Here is a 16,844-nt window from a genome sequence, read left to right as displayed (position 1 = left end):
TCAGCTAGGCGCTCCGCCTCAAGCCGAGCCTCTTCGGCAAGACGACGCTCCTCTTCGAGACGCGCCTCCTCCGCGAGACGCCGTTCCTCTTCAGCGAGGCGCTCCGCCTCAAGCCGAGCGACCTCCGCGAGACGGGCCTCTTCCGCCAGCCGGGCCTCTTCCGCCAAGCGACGCTCTTCTTCGAGCCGCGCTTCTTCCGCCAGCCGAGCCTCTTCAGCCAAGCGCGCTTCTTCAGCCAGGCGAGCCTCTTCGGCGAGCCGCGCCTCTTCCGCCATGCGGGTTTCTTCCGCCACACGGCGCTCTTCTTCGAGCCGAGCCGCCTCCGCGAGCCGAGCCTCCTCCGCCCGCCGCTCCGCCTCGAGCCGAGCCTCCTCCGCCCGCCGCTCCGCCTCGAGCCGAGCCTCCTCCGCCCGCCGCTCCTCTTCGAGCCGCGCCTCCTCCTCCGCTCGCTGCCGAGCCTCTTCCTCCTCCCGTCGAACCCGCTCGCGCGCTTCCCAGTCCTCCACGGAGAGCGCCTGCACCCAGCCCTCGCGCTCCAGCACGAGCAGCAGCGCTTCCTGCGCGGGCGTCAGCGACTCCGGCTCACGGAACTCCGCCAACGTCTCCAGGAACGCCCGCTCCGAAGCATCCGCGAGCCACGGCGCACAGGCCTCGACATCCTCGCACCGGAACACCCGCGCCGCCGCGCCGCCATGAATCGGCCCCTCCAGCGCCGCGCGCACCACCCGCACGCCCGCGATGGGCTGAAACCCCTCCGCCTCCACCGTCCCCGGTTCGAACGCGGCCTGCTCCGCCAGCACACTCAACCGCCGGACATGCGCGAGCACCTGCTGCTCCGCCACCACCTCCGGCACCAGGTTGAACGCCTCCAGCGTCTCCTCATCCGGAGCCCCTGCCCCGCCCCGCGCCCACAGCGTGTCCAGCGCCTCCGCGTCCAGCAGCCCGGACTGGAGCAGTGCCTGCGCCGGGCTCTGGAACCCGAAGCCCAACTGCGTCCCCACGAGGTCCCCATCGCGCAGCCACAGCCGGGACTCGCGCCCTCCCGAGGAAAGCGTGAGCCGCCCGGTGGCACGGGACTTGTGGGCGGAATAGAGCGCTTCGGCGGCCTGCGACGGGGTCATGCGTCGCCGCAGTGTAGTCCCTCTCCACGGCCCCTCAACTTGCCGGGGGTGCTTGCCTGCCCGCTCCGGTGAAACGGACCTGTCGCAGGGCCTCATAGGTCCCGATTCCCACCGACGTGGACAGGTTCAGGCTCCGGCGATCCTCCAGCATGGGAATGGTGACAGCCGTCCCCGAGCCCCCCTCCATCACCTCCGGCGCCAGCCCGGACACCTCCGAGCCGAACACCAGGTGGTCCCCCTCCTCGAACCGGGCCTCATACAGGGATGTTTCAGCCCGGGCGGAGAAGAGCCACCGCCGGGCGTCCGGGTAGTCCGCCGCATAGGCCGCGTAGGTTGGATACAGGCGGAGAAATACCTTGTCCCAGTAGTCCAGCCCCGCCCGCTTGAGCTGCCGGTCGTCAATGGAGAAGCCCAGGGGCTCCACCAGGATGAGCCGGCAGCCCGTCACGGCGCACAGGCGGGCGACGTTGCCGGTGTTGGGGGGAATCTGGGGAGAAACGAGGACCAGGTGGAGAGGACGCGCCAGGGGCTCGAGCATGGGGTAGAAGGCGCTACATGCGCTGGAAGGTGAACAACGAGACGCGGCAACGGCTGCTGGCGGACCGGGCCGACAAGGCCACCTCGTTCCTCCAACGGTTCAAGGGACTCATGGGGCGCCACTCGCTGGAGGTGGGCCAGGGGCTCCATATCGTCCCCTGTAACTCCATCCACACTTTCTTCATGCGCATCCCCATTGACGTGCTGTTCCTGGACGCCCAGGGCCGCATCGTCAAGCAGATGCCCGCCTTGCCGCCCTGGCGTGCGACATCCGTGTATTTCCAGTCACGCTCAGTCCTGGAGCTTCCCGCGGGGGTCCTCGCGGCCAGCGGCACCCAGGAAGGCGATGTGCTGAGCTTCGAGCCGGTTCCTTGAGCCCCTGCCCAAGGTGCCCCTGCCTGTCAGGCCGGGATGCACGAGTTTTGACCGATTTCCGAGCGCTTTGTTAACCTTCGGCGCCACGTTTTCTCGCCCCTTTAGAAGAGTTCTCGCGCATGCGCATCGAGGTAGCTGGCAGCACCCACGTTGGGATGAAGCGGAATCACAACGAGGACAACTTCCTGATGCTCCCGGAAGAGTTTCTCTTCTGCGTGGCGGATGGCATGGGCGGCCACTCGTCTGGCGAAATCGCCAGCCGCATCGCGGTGGACGAGCTCGGCGAGTTCTACAAGCTCACGTCCAAGGACCAGGACTGCACCTGGCCCTTCAAGATGGACAAGACGCGCAACTATGACGAGAACCGGCTCGCCACCGGCGTCAAGCTCGCCAACGCGCGCATCTTCGAGAAGGCCTGCTCCGAGTCCAAGTACAAGGGCATGGGCACCACCATCGTCACGGTGCACTTCTCCCAGAGCGCCGTCTACGTGGGCCACGTCGGCGACAGCCGCGTCTACTACTTCCGCGGCGGCGCCCTGAAGCAGGTGACGGAGGACCACTCCCTCCTCAACGACTACCTCAAGGCGAAGAAGCTCTCGCCGGAGGAAATCGAGAACTTCCCCCACAAGAACGTCATCGTCCGCGCGCTGGGCATGAAGGAGAACGTCCAGGTGGATGTCTCCCGCGTGGAGCCTCAGGAGGACGATGTCTTCCTGCTCTGCTCGGACGGCCTGAGCGGCATGGTGACGGACGCGCAGATGCAGGAAATCCTGCAGCGCACGCCGGAGCTGGAGAAGGCCTGCTCGCAGCTCATCGACATGGCCAACGCCGCAGGTGGCAACGACAACGTCACCTGCGTGCTGGCCCGCTACCACGCCGCCTGAGCGGCGGGGCTCAGCGCCCCTTCAGCGGCGCGGCAATCCGGTGCGCGCCCCAGGCGAGCACCTCGGAGAGCGACTCCCCGGAGGACACCTCGGTGTCCTCGAAGACGGTGGCTCGCGAGAGCCGCGCCCCCGAAGCCACCTTCGCGCCCGGCTCCAGCGACACGCCCGGCCCCACGGTGGCTCCGGCGGCCACCGCGCTGCCCCGCCCCAGGTACACCGGGCCCTCCGCCGTGCCGTCCAGGCGGGCCTCCGCTTGCGCCCAGGTGCCACTCGCGCCGCGCGTGGTCCCCGCCAGCGGTGAGTCCGCGCCCAGCCACTCCAGCCGCACGCGCCCCGCGAGCACGTCCTGCACGGTGGCGAGGTAGCGCGACGGCGTGCCCAGGTCGGACCAATACCCGTCCACCCGCACGCCGCGCACCAGCTGCCCGGCCTCCATGGCACGGACATAGACGCCGCGGTTGATGTCCTCCTCACCTCGCGGCGACATGAAGTCGAAGACGCGCGGCGACATCACGTGCACGCCGGTGAAGTGCCACGGCGACAAGCCTTCACCGCCAGGGCCGTGGCCGGCGATGCGGCGCACGCGCCCTTCCGCGTCCAGCTCCACCGCGGCGTACGTCTCCCCCACTGGCATGGGCTGCAGCACCAGGGTGGCCAGCGCGCCGGACGCCTGGTGCACGGCCACCACCGGCCGCAGGTCCACCGGGTAGAGGATGTCGCCGTTGAAGACGATGAAGTCGCCGTCCGACAGGAAGTCCCGCAGGCCGCGGATGCCGCCGCCGGTGCCCTGGATGACGGGCTCGTTCACCACGTGCAGCGGCAGCCCCGCGCGAGCGCACTCGGCGCGGGCCACCGCCTCCATGGTGTCCGGCAGGTGGTGGGTGTTGATGCCCACCGCCGTCACGCCCGCGGCCTTCAGCACCGCCAGGTGGTAGCGCAGCAGCGGCTGTCCCAGGAATGGCATCGCCGGCTTGGGCCAGCGTTCGGTGAGCGGGCGCAGGCGCGTGCCCAGCCCCGCGCAGAGGACCATGGCCTTCATCTCAGGCCGCCAGCTCCGGGACGTACTTCGCCACCAGGTCCTGCAGCCTGCGCAGCTCCGGCCGCCGCGCGAAGCCGTCACGCACGTAGCGCAGCGACGCGGGGATGGACACCAGGAAGCCCGGGTTGCCCTTCACCCGGTTGATGAACTCGAAGCGGCCCGCGTCCTTCAGCTTGCGCTGGATGGTGAGCAAGTCGAAGAAGGCCTTGAAGGACGCCGCGTCGATGCGCTCGCCGCTCACCTCCTGGAAGGTGGCGATGTAGCGGTCCAGCATCGCGTCCACGAAGTCGCGGTCCAGCTCCACGTAGCTGTCGCGCAAGAGCGCCACCAGGTCGTACTGGCGCGGACCCTGGAGTGCGTCCTGGAAGTCGATGACGACCAGCTCGCCCTCCTTCATCATGATGTTGCGGCTCTGGTAGTCGCGGTGCGTGAAGCCACGCGGCGCGGCGGCCAGCTGCCGGGCGATGTCGCGGAAGGTGGCGTCCAGCTCGGCGCGCTCGGCGTCCGTGGGCTTCTTGCCACTCCACGCCTCCAGGCCCCACTCGCGGAAGTGGTGCAGCTCCCAGTCGTAGAGGTCCTCGTCGAAGGCGCGGGTGAAGGCCAGGCAGTCCGGGTCCTCCGCCTTCTCCGCCGCCGCGCGCAGGCGCGCCAGCAGGTCCACGGCGCGGGTGTAGAGCGCCTCGTGGTGCTTGCCGCCCTCCAGCGCGGACTCGAAGGTGATGTCACTCAAATCTTCAATCACCATCATCCCCGCCGGCTCGTCGTAGCGGTGGATGCGCGGCACCCGCACGCCCAGCTTCTCCAGGTAGCGGTGCACGTTGATGAAGGGCAGCTCCTTGGGCGGCTCGCCCTTGGTGGCCTCGTCGCTCTTCTTCGTCGAGTCGGGCGGCATCACCATCACCACCCAGCTCTCGGGCGGCGCGCCAACGCGGTAGTACGAGCGGCTGCTCGCCTCGCCCTTCAGCTTCGTGATGGGGGCGTTGGGAACGGGACGGCCCATGGCCTGTCCCACCTGGTCGCGCAGGGCGGCCTCGAGTTCCATATCGACGGGGTTCTCCGGAGGGGGTTGACGCAAGTCGCACGCGAGTATCGGAGGCGCGCCCATCCGGGTCAAAGGCCTGTCCGGGCGGATGGCCGGACGCCCCCCGGGCTGTCGCCAACCCGACGGGCGGCCATCCTCCCCCCTCGTCCGGGTGCGTCGGAACTCCCTGCCCGCCGGGGCGGGTTCAACACGCTCCAGGGTCGCAAGAGGCCACACGCTGTCGACCGGGCCAGTGCGGCGGCATATAAGACGCGCCGCGAACCCTCATTAACTTATGGAAGCCGCGATGGACATCCACGAGAACATCCTCACCGCCATTGGCAACACGCCGCTGGTCAAGCTCAACAAGCTCGTCGGGCCGAACGACGCGACCGTGCTGGTCAAGTGCGAGTTCATGAACCCGGGCGCGTCCATCAAGGACCGCATGGCGCTCTACATCCTCGAGAAGGCCGAGCGGGAGGGGAAGCTCAAGCCCGGCGGCACCATCGTCGAGAACACGTCCGGCAACACCGGCATGGGCGTGGCGCTGGCCGCGGCCGTCAAAGGCTACAAGTGCATCTTCACCATGCCGGACAAGATGTCCCTGGAGAAGATCAACCGCCTCAAGGCGCTGGGCGCTCAGGTGGTGGTGACGCCGACGAACGTGCCGGCCGAGGACCCGCGCAGCTACTACGAGACGGCCAAGCGCCTGCACCGCGAGACGCCGGGCGCGTTCATGCTCAACCAGTACCACAACCCCGACAACATCGAGGCGCACTACAACACCACCGGTCCTGAGATCTACGAGCAGACCGAGGGCAAGTTCGACTACTTCGTCGCGGGCCTGGGCACCGGCGGCACCATGAGCGGCGCCGGCAAGTTCCTGAAGGAGAAGATTCCCGGCCTCAAGAACGTGGGCGTGGACCCGGAGGGCTCCGTCTACGAGGGCTACTTCAAGACGGGCAAGCTGACCGAGCCGCACGTCTACAAGGTGGAAGGCATCGGCGAGGACATGCTGTGCGGCGCCATGGACTTCACCCACCTGGACGACGTGCGCCAGGTCGATGACCGCCAGTGCTTCATCGCCGCGCGCCGCCTGGCGCGTGAGGAAGGCATCTTCGCCGGCGGCTCCTCGGGCGCGGCGATTCACGTCGCGGTGCAGTTGGCCAAGGAAGTGGGCAAGGGCAAGACGATTGTCGTCGTGCTGCCGGACTCGGGCAGCAGCTACATCAGCAAGTTCCACTCCGACGAGTGGATGCGCGACAACGGCTTCCTGGAGGAGAAGGGCGCCGGCACCATCCGCGACATCCTGGGCGACAAGCGCAAGGACGTGAAGACGGCGCGCCGCGGTGACAAGGTCGACCAGGTGGTCGAGACGATGCGCGGCCACGGCATCAGCCAGATGCCGGTGGTGGGCGACGACGGCCGCACGGTGGGCATGGTGCACGAGTACGACCTGCTCAACGCGCTGGTCGCCGGCAAGGCGAAGTTCTCCGACGCCATCGACAGCATCATCGCGCCGCTGCAGGGCGCGCTGTCGCTCGACACCAGCATCGCCCGCCTGCGCGAAGTCTTCGCTCAGGACAACGTGGCGGTGGTGAAGGACGGCGAGAAGGTGGTCGGCATCGTCACGAAGATCGACCTCATCGACTACCTGCACCGCACGGCGGCGTAGTCCCCGGCGCGCTCGCGCCCGGGAAGCACCGAGGGCCTCCACGTTTCCGCAGCGGAAACGGGAGGCCCTTCGTGTTCATGGACGCCGGCCGAAGAGCACGTTCGCCAGCTCCGTCATCACCACCTCGTCCTTCTGGTTGCGCACCTCCATGCGGAGCTTGATGGCGCCCCGGTCCGGCTTGCTGCGCGACGGCGTGGCGGAGACGACCTCCACCCGCACGTGCAACGTGTCCCCCGGACGCACGGGCTTGAGCCAGCGCAGCTCATCCAAGCCGGGCGAGCCCAGGCTGGACGTCTGCCCCAGGAAGCTGTCCACCAACAGCCGGTGACACAGCGAGGCGGTGTGCCAACCGCTGGCCACCAGCCCGCCGAAGATGCTGTCGCGGGCGGCTTCGTCGCTCAGGTGGAAGGGCTGCGGGTCGAATTGCGTCGCGAAGGCGATGATTTCCTCGCGCGACACCACGTGGGGGCCGTGTTCGCTCACGTCCCCGGGCTGGAAGTCCTCGAAGTAGCGCATGGGCGCTACTTCAACGCGACGTGTCCTTGGATTCCAGTTCCTCCGGGTGGAACACGCGCGAAGCGACGCGGTCCAACACTTCGGAGTTCCACTTGATGCTGACCTTCATCAGCCGGCGCATCTCCTTGGCGAAGGCGCGCTCGGACGGCATGCGGGTGTACGTCCGGGCCAGGTAGAGGCCCCGGTTCTCCCGCTCGTAGTCCACGGTGCCGCCACCGGCATCCGTGCCCTCCCGCTCTTCCGCCTGGAAGCCCTCGATGACGCCGGGCTTGGGCGGCTCGCGGAAGCGGTACACCAAGGCGCTGCACTTCAGCGCCTGGGTGTCCTCCAACCACTCGAAGTACAGCGACGCGCCCCCCGCGGAGAGCCCGCCGAAGCCCTGGGGATTGATGCCCGGGCTGGGCGGCGTGCCCTCTTCATGGAGAAAGCCCTGGACCAGTCGCTGGGCAGACTCCCGCGTCAGCGGCGTATCCGCCGGAGCTGCGGGGCCCAGGCCCGAAATCCAGGACCTGAGCAGGCCAGCGAGGCCACTGCGGGGAGCGGTAGCCATGGGTTACTTGTTGAAGTTGCCTTCGCGGGCCTGGTCGAACGGCACGCGGTTCTTGAGGTAGACGTCCTCGAAGCTGTGGCCGTCGAACGGGTTCAGGTGGAACTCGTTGAACTGGTGGACCTTGGAGCCCTTGCCACCGTCCGCGACGGGGTTCCACTTGTCCGGGATGGGGCCCAGGCCGAACATGCTGGGGACCGGGTCGCCACGGTTCACGTAGTGCACGTAGTTCGGGCCGTCCGGGTACGTGGCGGCGGCGCCGCCGAACGTCTCCACGTTGATCTTCCCCATCAGCGCCCTGGCGTCCTGCTTGGACATCCCATCTTCGATGCGCAGCCGGTTGTACACGTCGTTCAGCGCGCGGCTGGAGACGAGGCCACCCTGGCTGTGCGCCATCAGGTGCACGTCACGGCCGGCCTTGAGCTCGGTGTAGAGCGCGTCCGCCAGGGTGTCCACTGCGGGGTTGGTACCCTTGTCCAGCTTGTCCTTCACGCACTGGGCCAGGTCCGCGCCCATGCCCTCGGTGGCGTTGTGGATGCCGACGACGCGCGAGCCCGTCGCGTTGGCGATGGCCTGCAGGCTCTCCGACTGGGTCTCCTTCGTCGTCAGGATGCCGTTGACGTAGAGGATGGTCGACTGCGGGTTCGGGTTGTTGGCCGGCGTCACGCCCGGGATGTCCGCCAGCGGGGTGCCCGGCGGGAACGTCGCGCCGTCCGCGCCCAGCAGCTTGCCGTCATGCACGCGGTCCGGCTGGTTGCCGCCGCCGAAGAACTCCTGCACGCCCCGCGCGGCGCCGCCGACGACGTTGCCCACGCCCCGGGCGGTGCCGGAGACGGCGTTCTCGAAGCCGTCCACGAACTGGCCGACCTTGCGGCCACCGGCAGCCGCGGCGTCCTTCACGTTGTCGACGGCGTTACCCACGGCGTCCTGCGTACGGTCAATGGCCTTCTCGGCACCGGTACGGACCGTGTTGATGAGTTTCCGGCCGCGCTCGATGGGGTTCATGGGGGCTCCAGGCGATTTGGAAGGAGTGGACTGCTGGTGAGGGGATTATCGTCCCAGGGTCCGGGAAGTTGCGATGCCCCTCACTTTGCCGCACTGCGGCAAAGGATCAGCGTCCGAAGACGCGGTCCGCCACCCGGTTCAGGACGGTGCTGCTCCACTCGATGCTGGCCTTCATCAACCGCTTCATGTCGTCGTTGAAGATGGGGATCTGCGGCGCCGTGGTGTAGGTGCGGCTGAGGAACAGGGACTTGTTCTCCGGCTCGAAGTCCACGGTGCCGCCGCCGGTGTCGGTGCCCTTCTTCTGCTCGTCCTGGAAGCCCTCCAGGATGCCCGGCTTGGGGGTGTCCCGGAACCGGTGGATGAGGGCGCTGCACTCCAGCGCCTGCTCCTTGTCGTGCCACTCGAAGTAGAGCTGCGCATCGCCCAGGGCGACGCCGCCGAAGCCCTGCGGGTTGATGCCGACGCTGTTGGGGCTGCCGTTGGCGGCGAGGAACGCCTGCGCCAGCATCTGCGCTTCTTCTCGGGTCATGGGGGTCGGTCTCCAGGGGCGGGCACTGCCTGAGCGGGCAGACTAGCAAATCAGCACGCCGCCTCCACATGACAAGGGCCTCCGCGCGCTTCCGGAAAGGCGAGCGCGGGGAGGCCCTGGAAACCGAAGGGGCGCGAGGCCCTGACGGCTACTTCGCGGCGTCGAGCGCCTGGGACAGGTCGTCCACCAGGTCCCGCGCGTCCTCGATGCCCACGGACAGGCGGATGAAGCCGTCGGTGATGCCCAGCTGCTCGCGCGTCTCCTTGGGAATGGAGGCGTGGGTCATGATGGCCGGGTGCTCGATGAGGGACTCGACGCCACCGAGCGACTCGGCGCAGGCGAACACCTTCACCGTCTTGAGGAAGGTGCGGGCCGCCTCCAGGCCCCCCTGGATGTCGAAGGTCACCATGCCGCCAAAGCCGGACATCTGCTGCTTCGCCAGCGCGTGCTGCGGGTGCGACTCCAGGCCCGGGTAGGTGACCTTCTTCACCTTCGGGTGGGACGCCAGGAACTGCGCCACCTTCATCGCGTTGGAGGCGTGGCGGTCCATGCGCACGTGCAGCGTCTTCACGCCGCGCAGCACCATGAAGCTGTCGAAGGCGCCGGACACGCCGCCCACCGCGTTCTGGAGGAAGTACATCTTCTCTGCCACGTCCTCACGGCTGGTGCAGACGAAGCCGCCCACCACGTCGCTGTGGCCGTTGATGTACTTGGTGGTGGAGTGCGCCACCACGTCGAAGCCGAGGTCCAGCGGGCGCTGGAAGTACGGCGTCATGAACGTGTTGTCGGCGACGGAGAGGATGTTCCGCTTCTTGGCGACCTCGGCGATGCGCGCCAGGTCGATGAGCTTGAGCATCGGGTTGGTGGGGGACTCCACCCACACCATCTTCGTCTTCGGCGTAATCGCCGCCTCGAAGTTCTCCGGCTTGGACAGGTCCACGAAGGAGAAGTGCAGCCCGGCCCGCCGGAACACCTTGTCGAAGAGGCGGAAGGTGCCGCCGTACACATCGTCCGAGACGACCACGTGGTCGCCCGAATCCAGCATGTGCATCAGCATGTCCGTGCCCGCCAGGCCCGAGGCGAAGGCCGCGCCGTACTTCGCCCCCTCGAGCGCGGCCAGACAGTCCTGGAGCGCCTTGCGGGTGGGGTTCTGCGTCCGGCTGTACTCGTAGCCCTTGTGCTCTCCGGGGCCATCCTGGACGTAGGTGGAAGACAGGTAGACGGGCGTCATGATGGCGCCGGTGGTGGGGTCCGGCTCCTGACCGGCGTGAATGGCAAGCGTGTCGAAGCGCATGCCGGGGGAACTAACACAGTCCCTCCCTGCCCGCAGCAGGACCCGCCTATTCGAACTTCCCGTGACGCCCTGCCCCTTGGGCAAAACGCGTGGCGCCGGCAATGGACTCCGACTCCAGGACCTTGACACCGCGGGCGAACTCTTGACGCAGTGCCTCCTCGGTGCCCAGCCCCGCCTGGGTGTAGGCGGAGCGCCGGTCCGCGTTCATGCACGCCTGCGGGAAGGCGGCCACCTCGCGCGCCAGGGCCTCCGCGGCCTCGCGCGACTGCCCCCGGGGCACCACGCGGTTGACCAGCCCCATGGCCAGCGCCTCCTGGGCGGAGACAGGCCGGCCCGTGAGGATGAGGTCCAGCGCGCGCGAAAGGCCAATGAGCCGGGGCAGCCGCACCGTCCCCCCGTCGATGAGGGGCACGCCCCAGCGGCGGCAGAAGACGCCCAGGACGGCATCCTCCTCGGCCACGCGCAAATCACACCACAGCGCCAGCTCCAAGCCGCCCGCCACGGCATGGCCGCCAATGGACGCGATGACGGGCTTGGACAGCACCATGCGCGAGGGGCCCATGGGACCATCCCCATCCAGCTCCAAACGGGGCATCCGGCCCTCGGAGACGGCCTTCAGGTCCGCCCCGGCGCAGAAGGTGCCCCCTTCTCCATGGAGCACGCCCACCCGCGCGTCCGGGTCCGCGTCGAAGGCACGGAAGGCCTCCGCCAGGGACTGGGCGGTGGCGCCATCCACGGCGTTGCGCACCTCCGGGCGGTCCAGGATGACGGTGGTGACGAGGCCGTTCTTCTCGACGCGCACGCTCATGGCGGCGGAGTCTTCTTCCCTCGCGTCCGGACCGCAATCCCGCCGCGGTGCTTCCCTACGACATGGGCGCGTGCGCGCCCTCCCCTTCCGACAGGCCGTGGATGATGCGCGCCACCTGGCGCAAGTCGTCCACGAAGGCCTCCAGAGCGGCCTCCTTCGCCCGAGGGTCCGGCGCGCGGAGGATGGAAGACGGGTGCACCGTGGCCACCACCACCCGCGCCCATTCCGACGCCAGCGGCTGCCCGCGAGACTGCGTCACCCGGAACGCCTTGCCCAGCAGCGCCTGCGCCGCGGTGGCCCCCAGGCAGACGAGGACGTCCGGGCGGAACACACGAATCTCCGCCTCCAGCCACGGCAGGCAGGCGCGAATCTCCGTCGTGGTCGGCTTCGCGTGGATGCGCCGGGGCCCCTGGCCAGTCCACTTGAAGTGCTTCACCGTATTGGTGACGTACACCTGCGCGCGGTCGATTCCAGCGGCCTCCAGCGCCTCGTCCAGCAGCCGTCCGGAGGGGCCCACGAAGGGCCTGCCGGCCCGGTCCTCCTGGTCTCCCGGCTGCTCCCCCACCAGCATCACCCGGGGGCCGGGGCGCGGCTGGCCCTCGGATTCGCCAAAGACAGTCTGGGTGCCCGTGCGCCACAGCGGGCAGGCCTGACACCCCGCGGCCGCCTTTCGGAGCTTGTCGTACGTCGGAGACTCAGGGATGAGGGGGGCCGCGGTGGTCTGGACGGAAGGACGCTTGGGCATGGCTGACACACAAGGTACGCATGGCTCTCACGACGCAACCGGCCCCGAGGGCATGTTCGCCAACCGCCTGCGCAAGGGGGACAAGCGCTTCCGGAAGTGGGCCCGGACACAGGGCCTGACGGCCTTCCGCGTCTACGACAGGGACATCCCCGAGTACCCGTACGCCATCGACGTCTACGGCGACCGCGTCCACGTCGTGGAATACCCCCGGCGGCGCGCCATCGCCTCCGGTGCCGCGGACACGCAGCGGGAGGAAGTCCTGGCCGCGGTGACGCAGGTGCTGGCCGTTCCCTCCGAGCGCATCTTCGTGAAGACGCACACGCCCCAGCCCTGGGGCCGCTCGCAGTACGGCCGGGTGGGCCAGGACAGCGGGCGCATCGTGGTGGAGGAGCAGGGCCTGAAGTTCTGGGTGAACCTGGGCGACTACCTGGACACCGGCCTCTTCATGGACCACCGCAACACCCGCGCGCGCGTGCGGGAGGAGGCCCGGGGCAAGCGCTTCCTCAACCTCTTCGCGTACACCGGGGCCTTCACCGTCTACGCCGCCGCGGGAGGCGCCGCGAGCACGATGACGGTGGACCTGTCCAACACCTACCTGGACTGGGCCGAGGACAACCTGGACCTCAACGGCCTGGCCAACGCGCGGCACACGCTGGTGCGCGCGGATGCCAAGGCCTGGGTGGAGGCCCAGGCCGACGCGCCAGAGCGGTACGACCTGGTGGTGTGCGACCCGCCGTCCTTCTCCACGTCGAAGAAGATGTCGGGCAGCTTCAACGTGCAGCGCGACCACCCGCGCCTGCTGGCCGCCATCCGGGCGCTGCTCGCGCCCGGTGGCGTCCTCTACTTCTCCAACAACTTCCTGGGGTTCCAGTTGGAGCCGAAGGCCACGCGCGGGATGGAGGTGGAGGAAATCACCCCTCGCTCCATCCCCGAAGACTTCCAGCGCAAGGAGATCCACCGCTGCTGGCGCATGGTGGCTCCCTGACGCTGGCGTCCGTCCCGACTACAGCCAGCAGACGTTGTCGATGCAGCGCTCGCCGGCGGGGCACTCGCAGGTGGCCTGACAGCTGTTGCCGCTGCCCGTGTTGACGGGCTTGCAGACGCCGTCCGTGCAGACCTGACCGGACGGGCACTCGCAGTTGGCGCGGCACACCGGGGTGGACGTCCCGGCATCCTGCACCGGAGGAGGCGGCGGCACCTTGCACTGGCCGTTGGAGCAGACCTCGCCCGACGGGCAGTCGCAGTTGGCCTGGCAGGCCGTGCCCGTGCCCGCGTCCGGCGGGGGGGCCGGCGGACGGCAGTAACCGTTGGTGCAGACCTCACCCGAGGGGCAGTCGCAGTTGGCCACGCACGTCTGGCCCGGGTCCGGCTGCGGCGGCTTGCACTGGCCATTGAAGCAGACCTGGCCGGCGGGGCACTCGCAGTTGGCGCGGCACTGGCCCCCATCCGGAATGGGCATGCAGTAGCCAATCTGGCAGCTGTAGTCGTCCGGGCACTGGGTGGTGGAGTCGCAAGCCGCGCGGCACTGGCCATCCACGCAGTCCTTCCCGCCGGAGCAGTCCGCCGCGGTGGAGCAGGTGTTCGGGTCCACCGGGCGCGGACGGCACAGGCCGCTCACGCAGGTGTCCTTGGCATCGCACCAGGAATCGTCATAGCAGCCGCGGATGCACTGGTTGTTGATGCAGTAGTTCCCCGTACCGCAATCCATGTTCACCCGGCACAGCTGAGGAGAACCCCCGTCCACGCCCGCATCCGGGCGCGTCCCGCCGTCGGAGCCAGCATCTGGACGCGTCCCCCCGTCCGTCCCCGAATCCGGGCGCGTCCCGCCATCAGAACCCGCGTCCGGGCGCGTCCCGCCGGTCCCAACGCAGTAGCGGTCGTCGCACCGCTGGCCCGAACCGCAGTCGGAGTCACGCGAGCAGAACTGCGAGCAGACGCTGTTGATGCAGATCTGGGACCCGGGGCAGTCCAGGGAGGAGGAACACTCGCCCGAGCCCGGTGGAACGGTCCGACAGACGCCGCTGCGGCAGCTCTCACCGGTGCTGCAATCCTTGTCGGAGGAGCAGTAGCAGATGTCGTCGTCGTAGTCGTCGTACCAGTCATCCTCTCCATGGACGATGCAGCCCGGGAGGACGGCGAGGACGGCGAGCAACGGCAGCCACATGAGGCTACGTATGGGGGTGTTCCGCATGAGTGGGGACTCCGAGAACTCAGGGGTACCGGTCCGGCCACCGGGGGTGCTTTCCGGTTTCAGCAGCGATGGACTCCGTAGCGCAGACGGATGATCAAAAAATTTATTTGATCGGCTTTCGTCTTTCCGGAGACCCATGGCCATGGAGGTATGTAGTGGCCTGGACCTTTCAGTCGGTCACCGGGCCGGGCTCGCACCGCGCCGGACCCCGACCACCCCTCGAGGGAGAACCCCTGGTGTTCCTGCGTGGAGCCCGCTCATTCGCGCACGTCACCCACCTCCCCGAGGAGCGAAAGGGACGCGACGTGTCCGGCGTTCCCGCCCAGGACGAGGTGCGGCTCCAGGCACTGGTCCGGCGCATCCAGGAGGGCGACCTGACGGCATTCGAACAGCTCTATGCGCTCACGCAGGCGGATGCCTCCCGCACCTTGTGGCACCTGGTCGGCAACCGCGTGGACGTGGAGGACCTGCTCCAGGAGGCCTATCTCCGGCTGCTGACAGCCGTGAAGAGCTACCGGGGTGAGTCCCGATTCCGGACCTTCTTCTATCGCGTGTGCTCCAACGTGGCCCTGTCCCACCTGCGCTGGAAGCGGCGCCGGCCGGAGGACCCCGTCTGGGAGCTCCCAGAACCGGCGGCGGAAGGAGACGACCCTGAGCGGGTGGCCTCGCGGCGTCAGGCGGCCCGGCTGGTGGAGCTGGCGCTGGAACGGCTGAAGCCCAAGAAGCGCATCGTCTTCGTGTACTACGAGCTGTGTGGAATGAGCCCGGACGAGATTGCCGACGCCGTGGGCAGCTCACCCAACACCGTCCGCAGCCGCCTCCACCATGCGCGGCTGGAGTTCAACGAAGCCATGCAGCGACTGCTCGGCGCCAACCGTCCCGGAGGCTTCCATGGCGCGACATGAGCACCACTCCCTGTGGGCCCTGGCCGCGGGCGAGTTGGACGCAGATGCGAGCGGACGGGTGGAGGCGCACGTCGCCACCTGCTCCGAATGTGCCCAGGCGCTGGAGCAGGTGCGGCAGTCCCGCGCTGTCCTCCACGAGGGCCGCGGCACCCTGCCCGCGCCGCGCACGGACGCCATGAGCGAAGGACTTCGCGCGGAAGCGGCTCGGCGCATGGTGCGCAGCGCGCCCAGCGCCCGCTGGCCGTGGGTCGTGGCGCTCGCGGGCGTCTGCGCGGCAATGCTGGCGTTCTGGATGGTTCGCGCTCCCCGGGCAATGGACGAGAGCGGAGCGCACGTGGCTCGGGGGGATGCCCCCTCTGCTCCTGCGTCGGGTGCCTCCGTTCCGTCGAACGGAGGTGACGCGGTTCCCACGGTGCCGCAGGCTCCGGAGACCGCCGCTCACGCCGCGACCGGCAGCGAGCCGTCTGTCCCCACGAATGCAGCGGAGAAGCTCGACGCCACCACGGAGACAGAACGGGTCGCCGTCGCGGGTGCCATCCTGCGCGAAGCGGGAGGCACGGAGCGCGCGCTCAAGCCTGGCATGCGGCTGCGTTCAGGCGTGGCGGTGCGGACGCCCGCGCGCTCCAGTGCGTTGCTTCGGCTGCCGGATGAGAGCCGCGTTCGGCTGTCGGCGGGCTCGGAGGTCGAGCTGTCCCGCGCGGAGCCGCGCGATGTGCACCTCACCGTGAACAAGGGACGCCTGTCCGTCGAGGCCTCGCACACGGCGCGCCAAGGATTCATGGTGGAGGTGGCGGGCCTGCGCGTCTCCGTGGTGGGCACGGTCTTCACGGTGGAGCGCACGAAGGACGGCGCCGCCGTGGCCGTCGCGGAAGGGCAGGTCCGCGTCGAGGCAGAGGGTCAGCCGCCGCGGCGGGTCGGGCCTGGCGAGCGGGTGGAACTGCACGCGGAGAAGCACACGCTGAACCCGCGGAAGATGTCGAAGCCGGACCTGCGGGCCATCGCGGAGCTCCGGGCTCCGGTGGACGAAGTCCCCGTGAGCCCGCCCCGCCCCATCAGCGCTCGGCCCGCCCCCATGACGCCAGGCGCGGTGGCGGCGGTGGCGCCCACGCCGCAGGAGCCCATCGGTGAAGCCCCGGCGCCCGAGCCCGCGCCGCCACCGGCGAATGCCCTGGCCCCCGTGGCCGCCGCGGGAAGCACCCCGACCGCGCCCCCGGCCCCCGTGGACCCGAACCACGAGTTCGCGCCCTACCCCGTGCCGTCGGTGAACGTCCCCAGGCCGCCCGCGCCGGAGCCCCAGCCGCCTCCGGAGGCCGTGGCGAAGCAAACACCGAAGCAGCGCGAGCCGTTGATTCCCATGGCGCTGATGTCCAAGGACGCCGACGAGCGATTCCTGGGCTACGCCCGGCTCAAGGTGAACTCGCGCAAGTGCGAGAGCTTCCTGGTAGGCCTGGACGAGATTGCCCAGCGCAGCCCAAGGGCGTCCCACCGCGAGCAGGCGCGCTACCTGCGCGCGCGGTGCTTCGAGGAGAAGCTCGAATCGCACCGGGCCAAGGACGAATACCGCCAGTACCTCAACGACTTCCCGCGAGGGCGCTACGCCAAGGAGGCCAGGACGGGCCTGCTGCCCTGAGGCGGGCGGGAGACGACGGCCC

At 69.1% G+C, this 16,844-nt stretch carries 17 protein-coding genes and 1 pseudogene; 6 read left to right on the top strand and 12 right to left on the bottom strand.

What is annotated here, in order from left to right; translation table 11 throughout:
• Positions 1 to 1,121: pseudogene (locus tag BLU09_RS38905) on the bottom strand (DUF4388 domain-containing protein); the annotation flags it as partial.
• A gap of 34 nt (positions 1,122 to 1,155) precedes the next feature.
• Positions 1,156 to 1,659 (bottom strand): tRNA (cytidine(34)-2'-O)-methyltransferase, encoded by a 504-nt coding sequence (locus tag BLU09_RS25020; protein WP_090491997.1) that lies wholly within the window; start codon positions 1,657 to 1,659, stop codon positions 1,156 to 1,158.
• A gap of 17 nt (positions 1,660 to 1,676) precedes the next feature.
• Here BLU09_RS25020 and BLU09_RS25015 point away from each other — a divergent pair, with 17 nt between their 5' ends.
• On the top strand, positions 1,677 to 2,033 hold the full coding sequence (locus tag BLU09_RS25015; protein ID WP_090491996.1) for a DUF192 domain-containing protein: 357 nt from the start codon (positions 1,677 to 1,679) through the stop codon (positions 2,031 to 2,033).
• A 119-nt stretch (positions 2,034 to 2,152) separates the two neighbouring features.
• Positions 2,153 to 2,917, top strand: coding sequence for a Stp1/IreP family PP2C-type Ser/Thr phosphatase (locus tag BLU09_RS25010; protein WP_011552128.1), 765 nt, complete (start codon positions 2,153 to 2,155; stop codon positions 2,915 to 2,917).
• A 10-nt stretch (positions 2,918 to 2,927) separates the two neighbouring features.
• Here BLU09_RS25010 and BLU09_RS25005 read toward each other — a convergent pair whose 3' ends face one another.
• Both BLU09_RS25005 and BLU09_RS25000 read right to left on the bottom strand, forming a co-directional pair.
• On the bottom strand, positions 2,928 to 3,956 hold the full coding sequence (locus BLU09_RS25005) for a nucleotidyltransferase family protein (RefSeq protein ID WP_090491995.1): 1,029 nt from the start codon (positions 3,954 to 3,956) through the stop codon (positions 2,928 to 2,930).
• A gap of 1 nt (position 3,957) precedes the next feature.
• Complete coding sequence (locus BLU09_RS25000) at positions 3,958 to 4,998, bottom strand: aminoglycoside phosphotransferase family protein (RefSeq protein ID WP_090491994.1); 1,041 nt, start codon at positions 4,996 to 4,998, stop codon at positions 3,958 to 3,960.
• Between the two features lie 286 nt (positions 4,999 to 5,284).
• On the opposite strand from BLU09_RS25000, the gene BLU09_RS24995 reads away from it, so the two are divergent.
• On the top strand, positions 5,285 to 6,652 hold the full coding sequence (locus BLU09_RS24995) for a pyridoxal-phosphate dependent enzyme (protein WP_090491993.1): 1,368 nt from the start codon (positions 5,285 to 5,287) through the stop codon (positions 6,650 to 6,652).
• Positions 6,653 to 6,727: 75 nt separating this feature from the next.
• Here BLU09_RS24995 and BLU09_RS24990 read toward each other — a convergent pair whose 3' ends face one another.
• From BLU09_RS24990 to BLU09_RS24960, 7 genes are all read right to left on the bottom strand, one after another.
• Entirely contained in the window at positions 6,728 to 7,168 is a 441-nt protein-coding gene (locus tag BLU09_RS24990; RefSeq protein ID WP_090491992.1) for a MaoC family dehydratase, read from the bottom strand.
• Between the two features lie 10 nt (positions 7,169 to 7,178).
• Positions 7,179 to 7,718, bottom strand: a complete 540-nt coding sequence (locus tag BLU09_RS24985) for a hypothetical protein (RefSeq protein ID WP_011552123.1) — start codon at positions 7,716 to 7,718, stop codon at positions 7,179 to 7,181.
• 3 nt (positions 7,719 to 7,721) lie between these two features.
• On the bottom strand, positions 7,722 to 8,720 hold the full coding sequence (locus tag BLU09_RS24980) for a hypothetical protein (protein WP_090491991.1): 999 nt from the start codon (positions 8,718 to 8,720) through the stop codon (positions 7,722 to 7,724).
• A gap of 106 nt (positions 8,721 to 8,826) precedes the next feature.
• Positions 8,827 to 9,249, bottom strand: a complete 423-nt coding sequence (locus BLU09_RS24975) for a hypothetical protein (RefSeq protein WP_090491990.1) — start codon at positions 9,247 to 9,249, stop codon at positions 8,827 to 8,829.
• 148 nt (positions 9,250 to 9,397) lie between these two features.
• Positions 9,398 to 10,543 (bottom strand): cystathionine gamma-synthase, encoded by a 1,146-nt coding sequence (locus tag BLU09_RS24970; RefSeq protein WP_090491989.1) that lies wholly within the window; start codon positions 10,541 to 10,543, stop codon positions 9,398 to 9,400.
• A gap of 46 nt (positions 10,544 to 10,589) precedes the next feature.
• Positions 10,590 to 11,351 (bottom strand): crotonase/enoyl-CoA hydratase family protein, encoded by a 762-nt coding sequence (locus BLU09_RS24965; protein ID WP_090491988.1) that lies wholly within the window; start codon positions 11,349 to 11,351, stop codon positions 10,590 to 10,592.
• Between the two features lie 55 nt (positions 11,352 to 11,406).
• Positions 11,407 to 12,096 (bottom strand): UdgX family uracil-DNA binding protein, encoded by a 690-nt coding sequence (locus BLU09_RS24960; protein WP_090492092.1) that lies wholly within the window; start codon positions 12,094 to 12,096, stop codon positions 11,407 to 11,409.
• Here BLU09_RS24960 and BLU09_RS24955 point away from each other — a divergent pair.
• Positions 12,095 to 13,081 (top strand): class I SAM-dependent methyltransferase, encoded by a 987-nt coding sequence (locus BLU09_RS24955; RefSeq protein WP_186817978.1) that lies wholly within the window; start codon positions 12,095 to 12,097, stop codon positions 13,079 to 13,081. The two genes, BLU09_RS24960 and BLU09_RS24955, sit on opposite strands and share 2 nt — an antisense overlap.
• 18 nt (positions 13,082 to 13,099) lie before the next feature.
• Here BLU09_RS24955 and BLU09_RS24950 read toward each other — a convergent pair whose 3' ends face one another.
• Positions 13,100 to 14,287, bottom strand: a complete 1,188-nt coding sequence (locus tag BLU09_RS24950) for an EB domain-containing protein (protein WP_090491986.1) — start codon at positions 14,285 to 14,287, stop codon at positions 13,100 to 13,102.
• Positions 14,288 to 14,523: 236 nt separating this feature from the next.
• Here BLU09_RS24950 and BLU09_RS24945 point away from each other — a divergent pair, with 236 nt between their 5' ends.
• Both BLU09_RS24945 and BLU09_RS24940 read left to right on the top strand, forming a co-directional pair.
• Positions 14,524 to 15,192, top strand: coding sequence for an RNA polymerase sigma factor (locus tag BLU09_RS24945; RefSeq protein ID WP_090491985.1), 669 nt, complete (start codon positions 14,524 to 14,526; stop codon positions 15,190 to 15,192).
• Positions 15,179 to 16,822: a FecR domain-containing protein gene (locus BLU09_RS24940; RefSeq protein ID WP_244172008.1), complete on the top strand. Its 1,644-nt coding sequence runs from the start codon at positions 15,179 to 15,181 to the stop codon at positions 16,820 to 16,822. Before BLU09_RS24945 ends, BLU09_RS24940 begins: the two co-directional genes overlap by 14 nt.
• The last annotated feature ends 22 nt before the right edge of the window (positions 16,823 to 16,844 follow it).

Source organism: Myxococcus virescens (assembly GCF_900101905.1).
In the GTDB taxonomy this organism is placed as follows: domain Bacteria; phylum Myxococcota; class Myxococcia; order Myxococcales; family Myxococcaceae; genus Myxococcus; species Myxococcus virescens.
The sequence above is the reverse complement of the archived record's forward strand: the minus strand, read 5'-3'. Positions and strand labels throughout refer to the sequence as shown.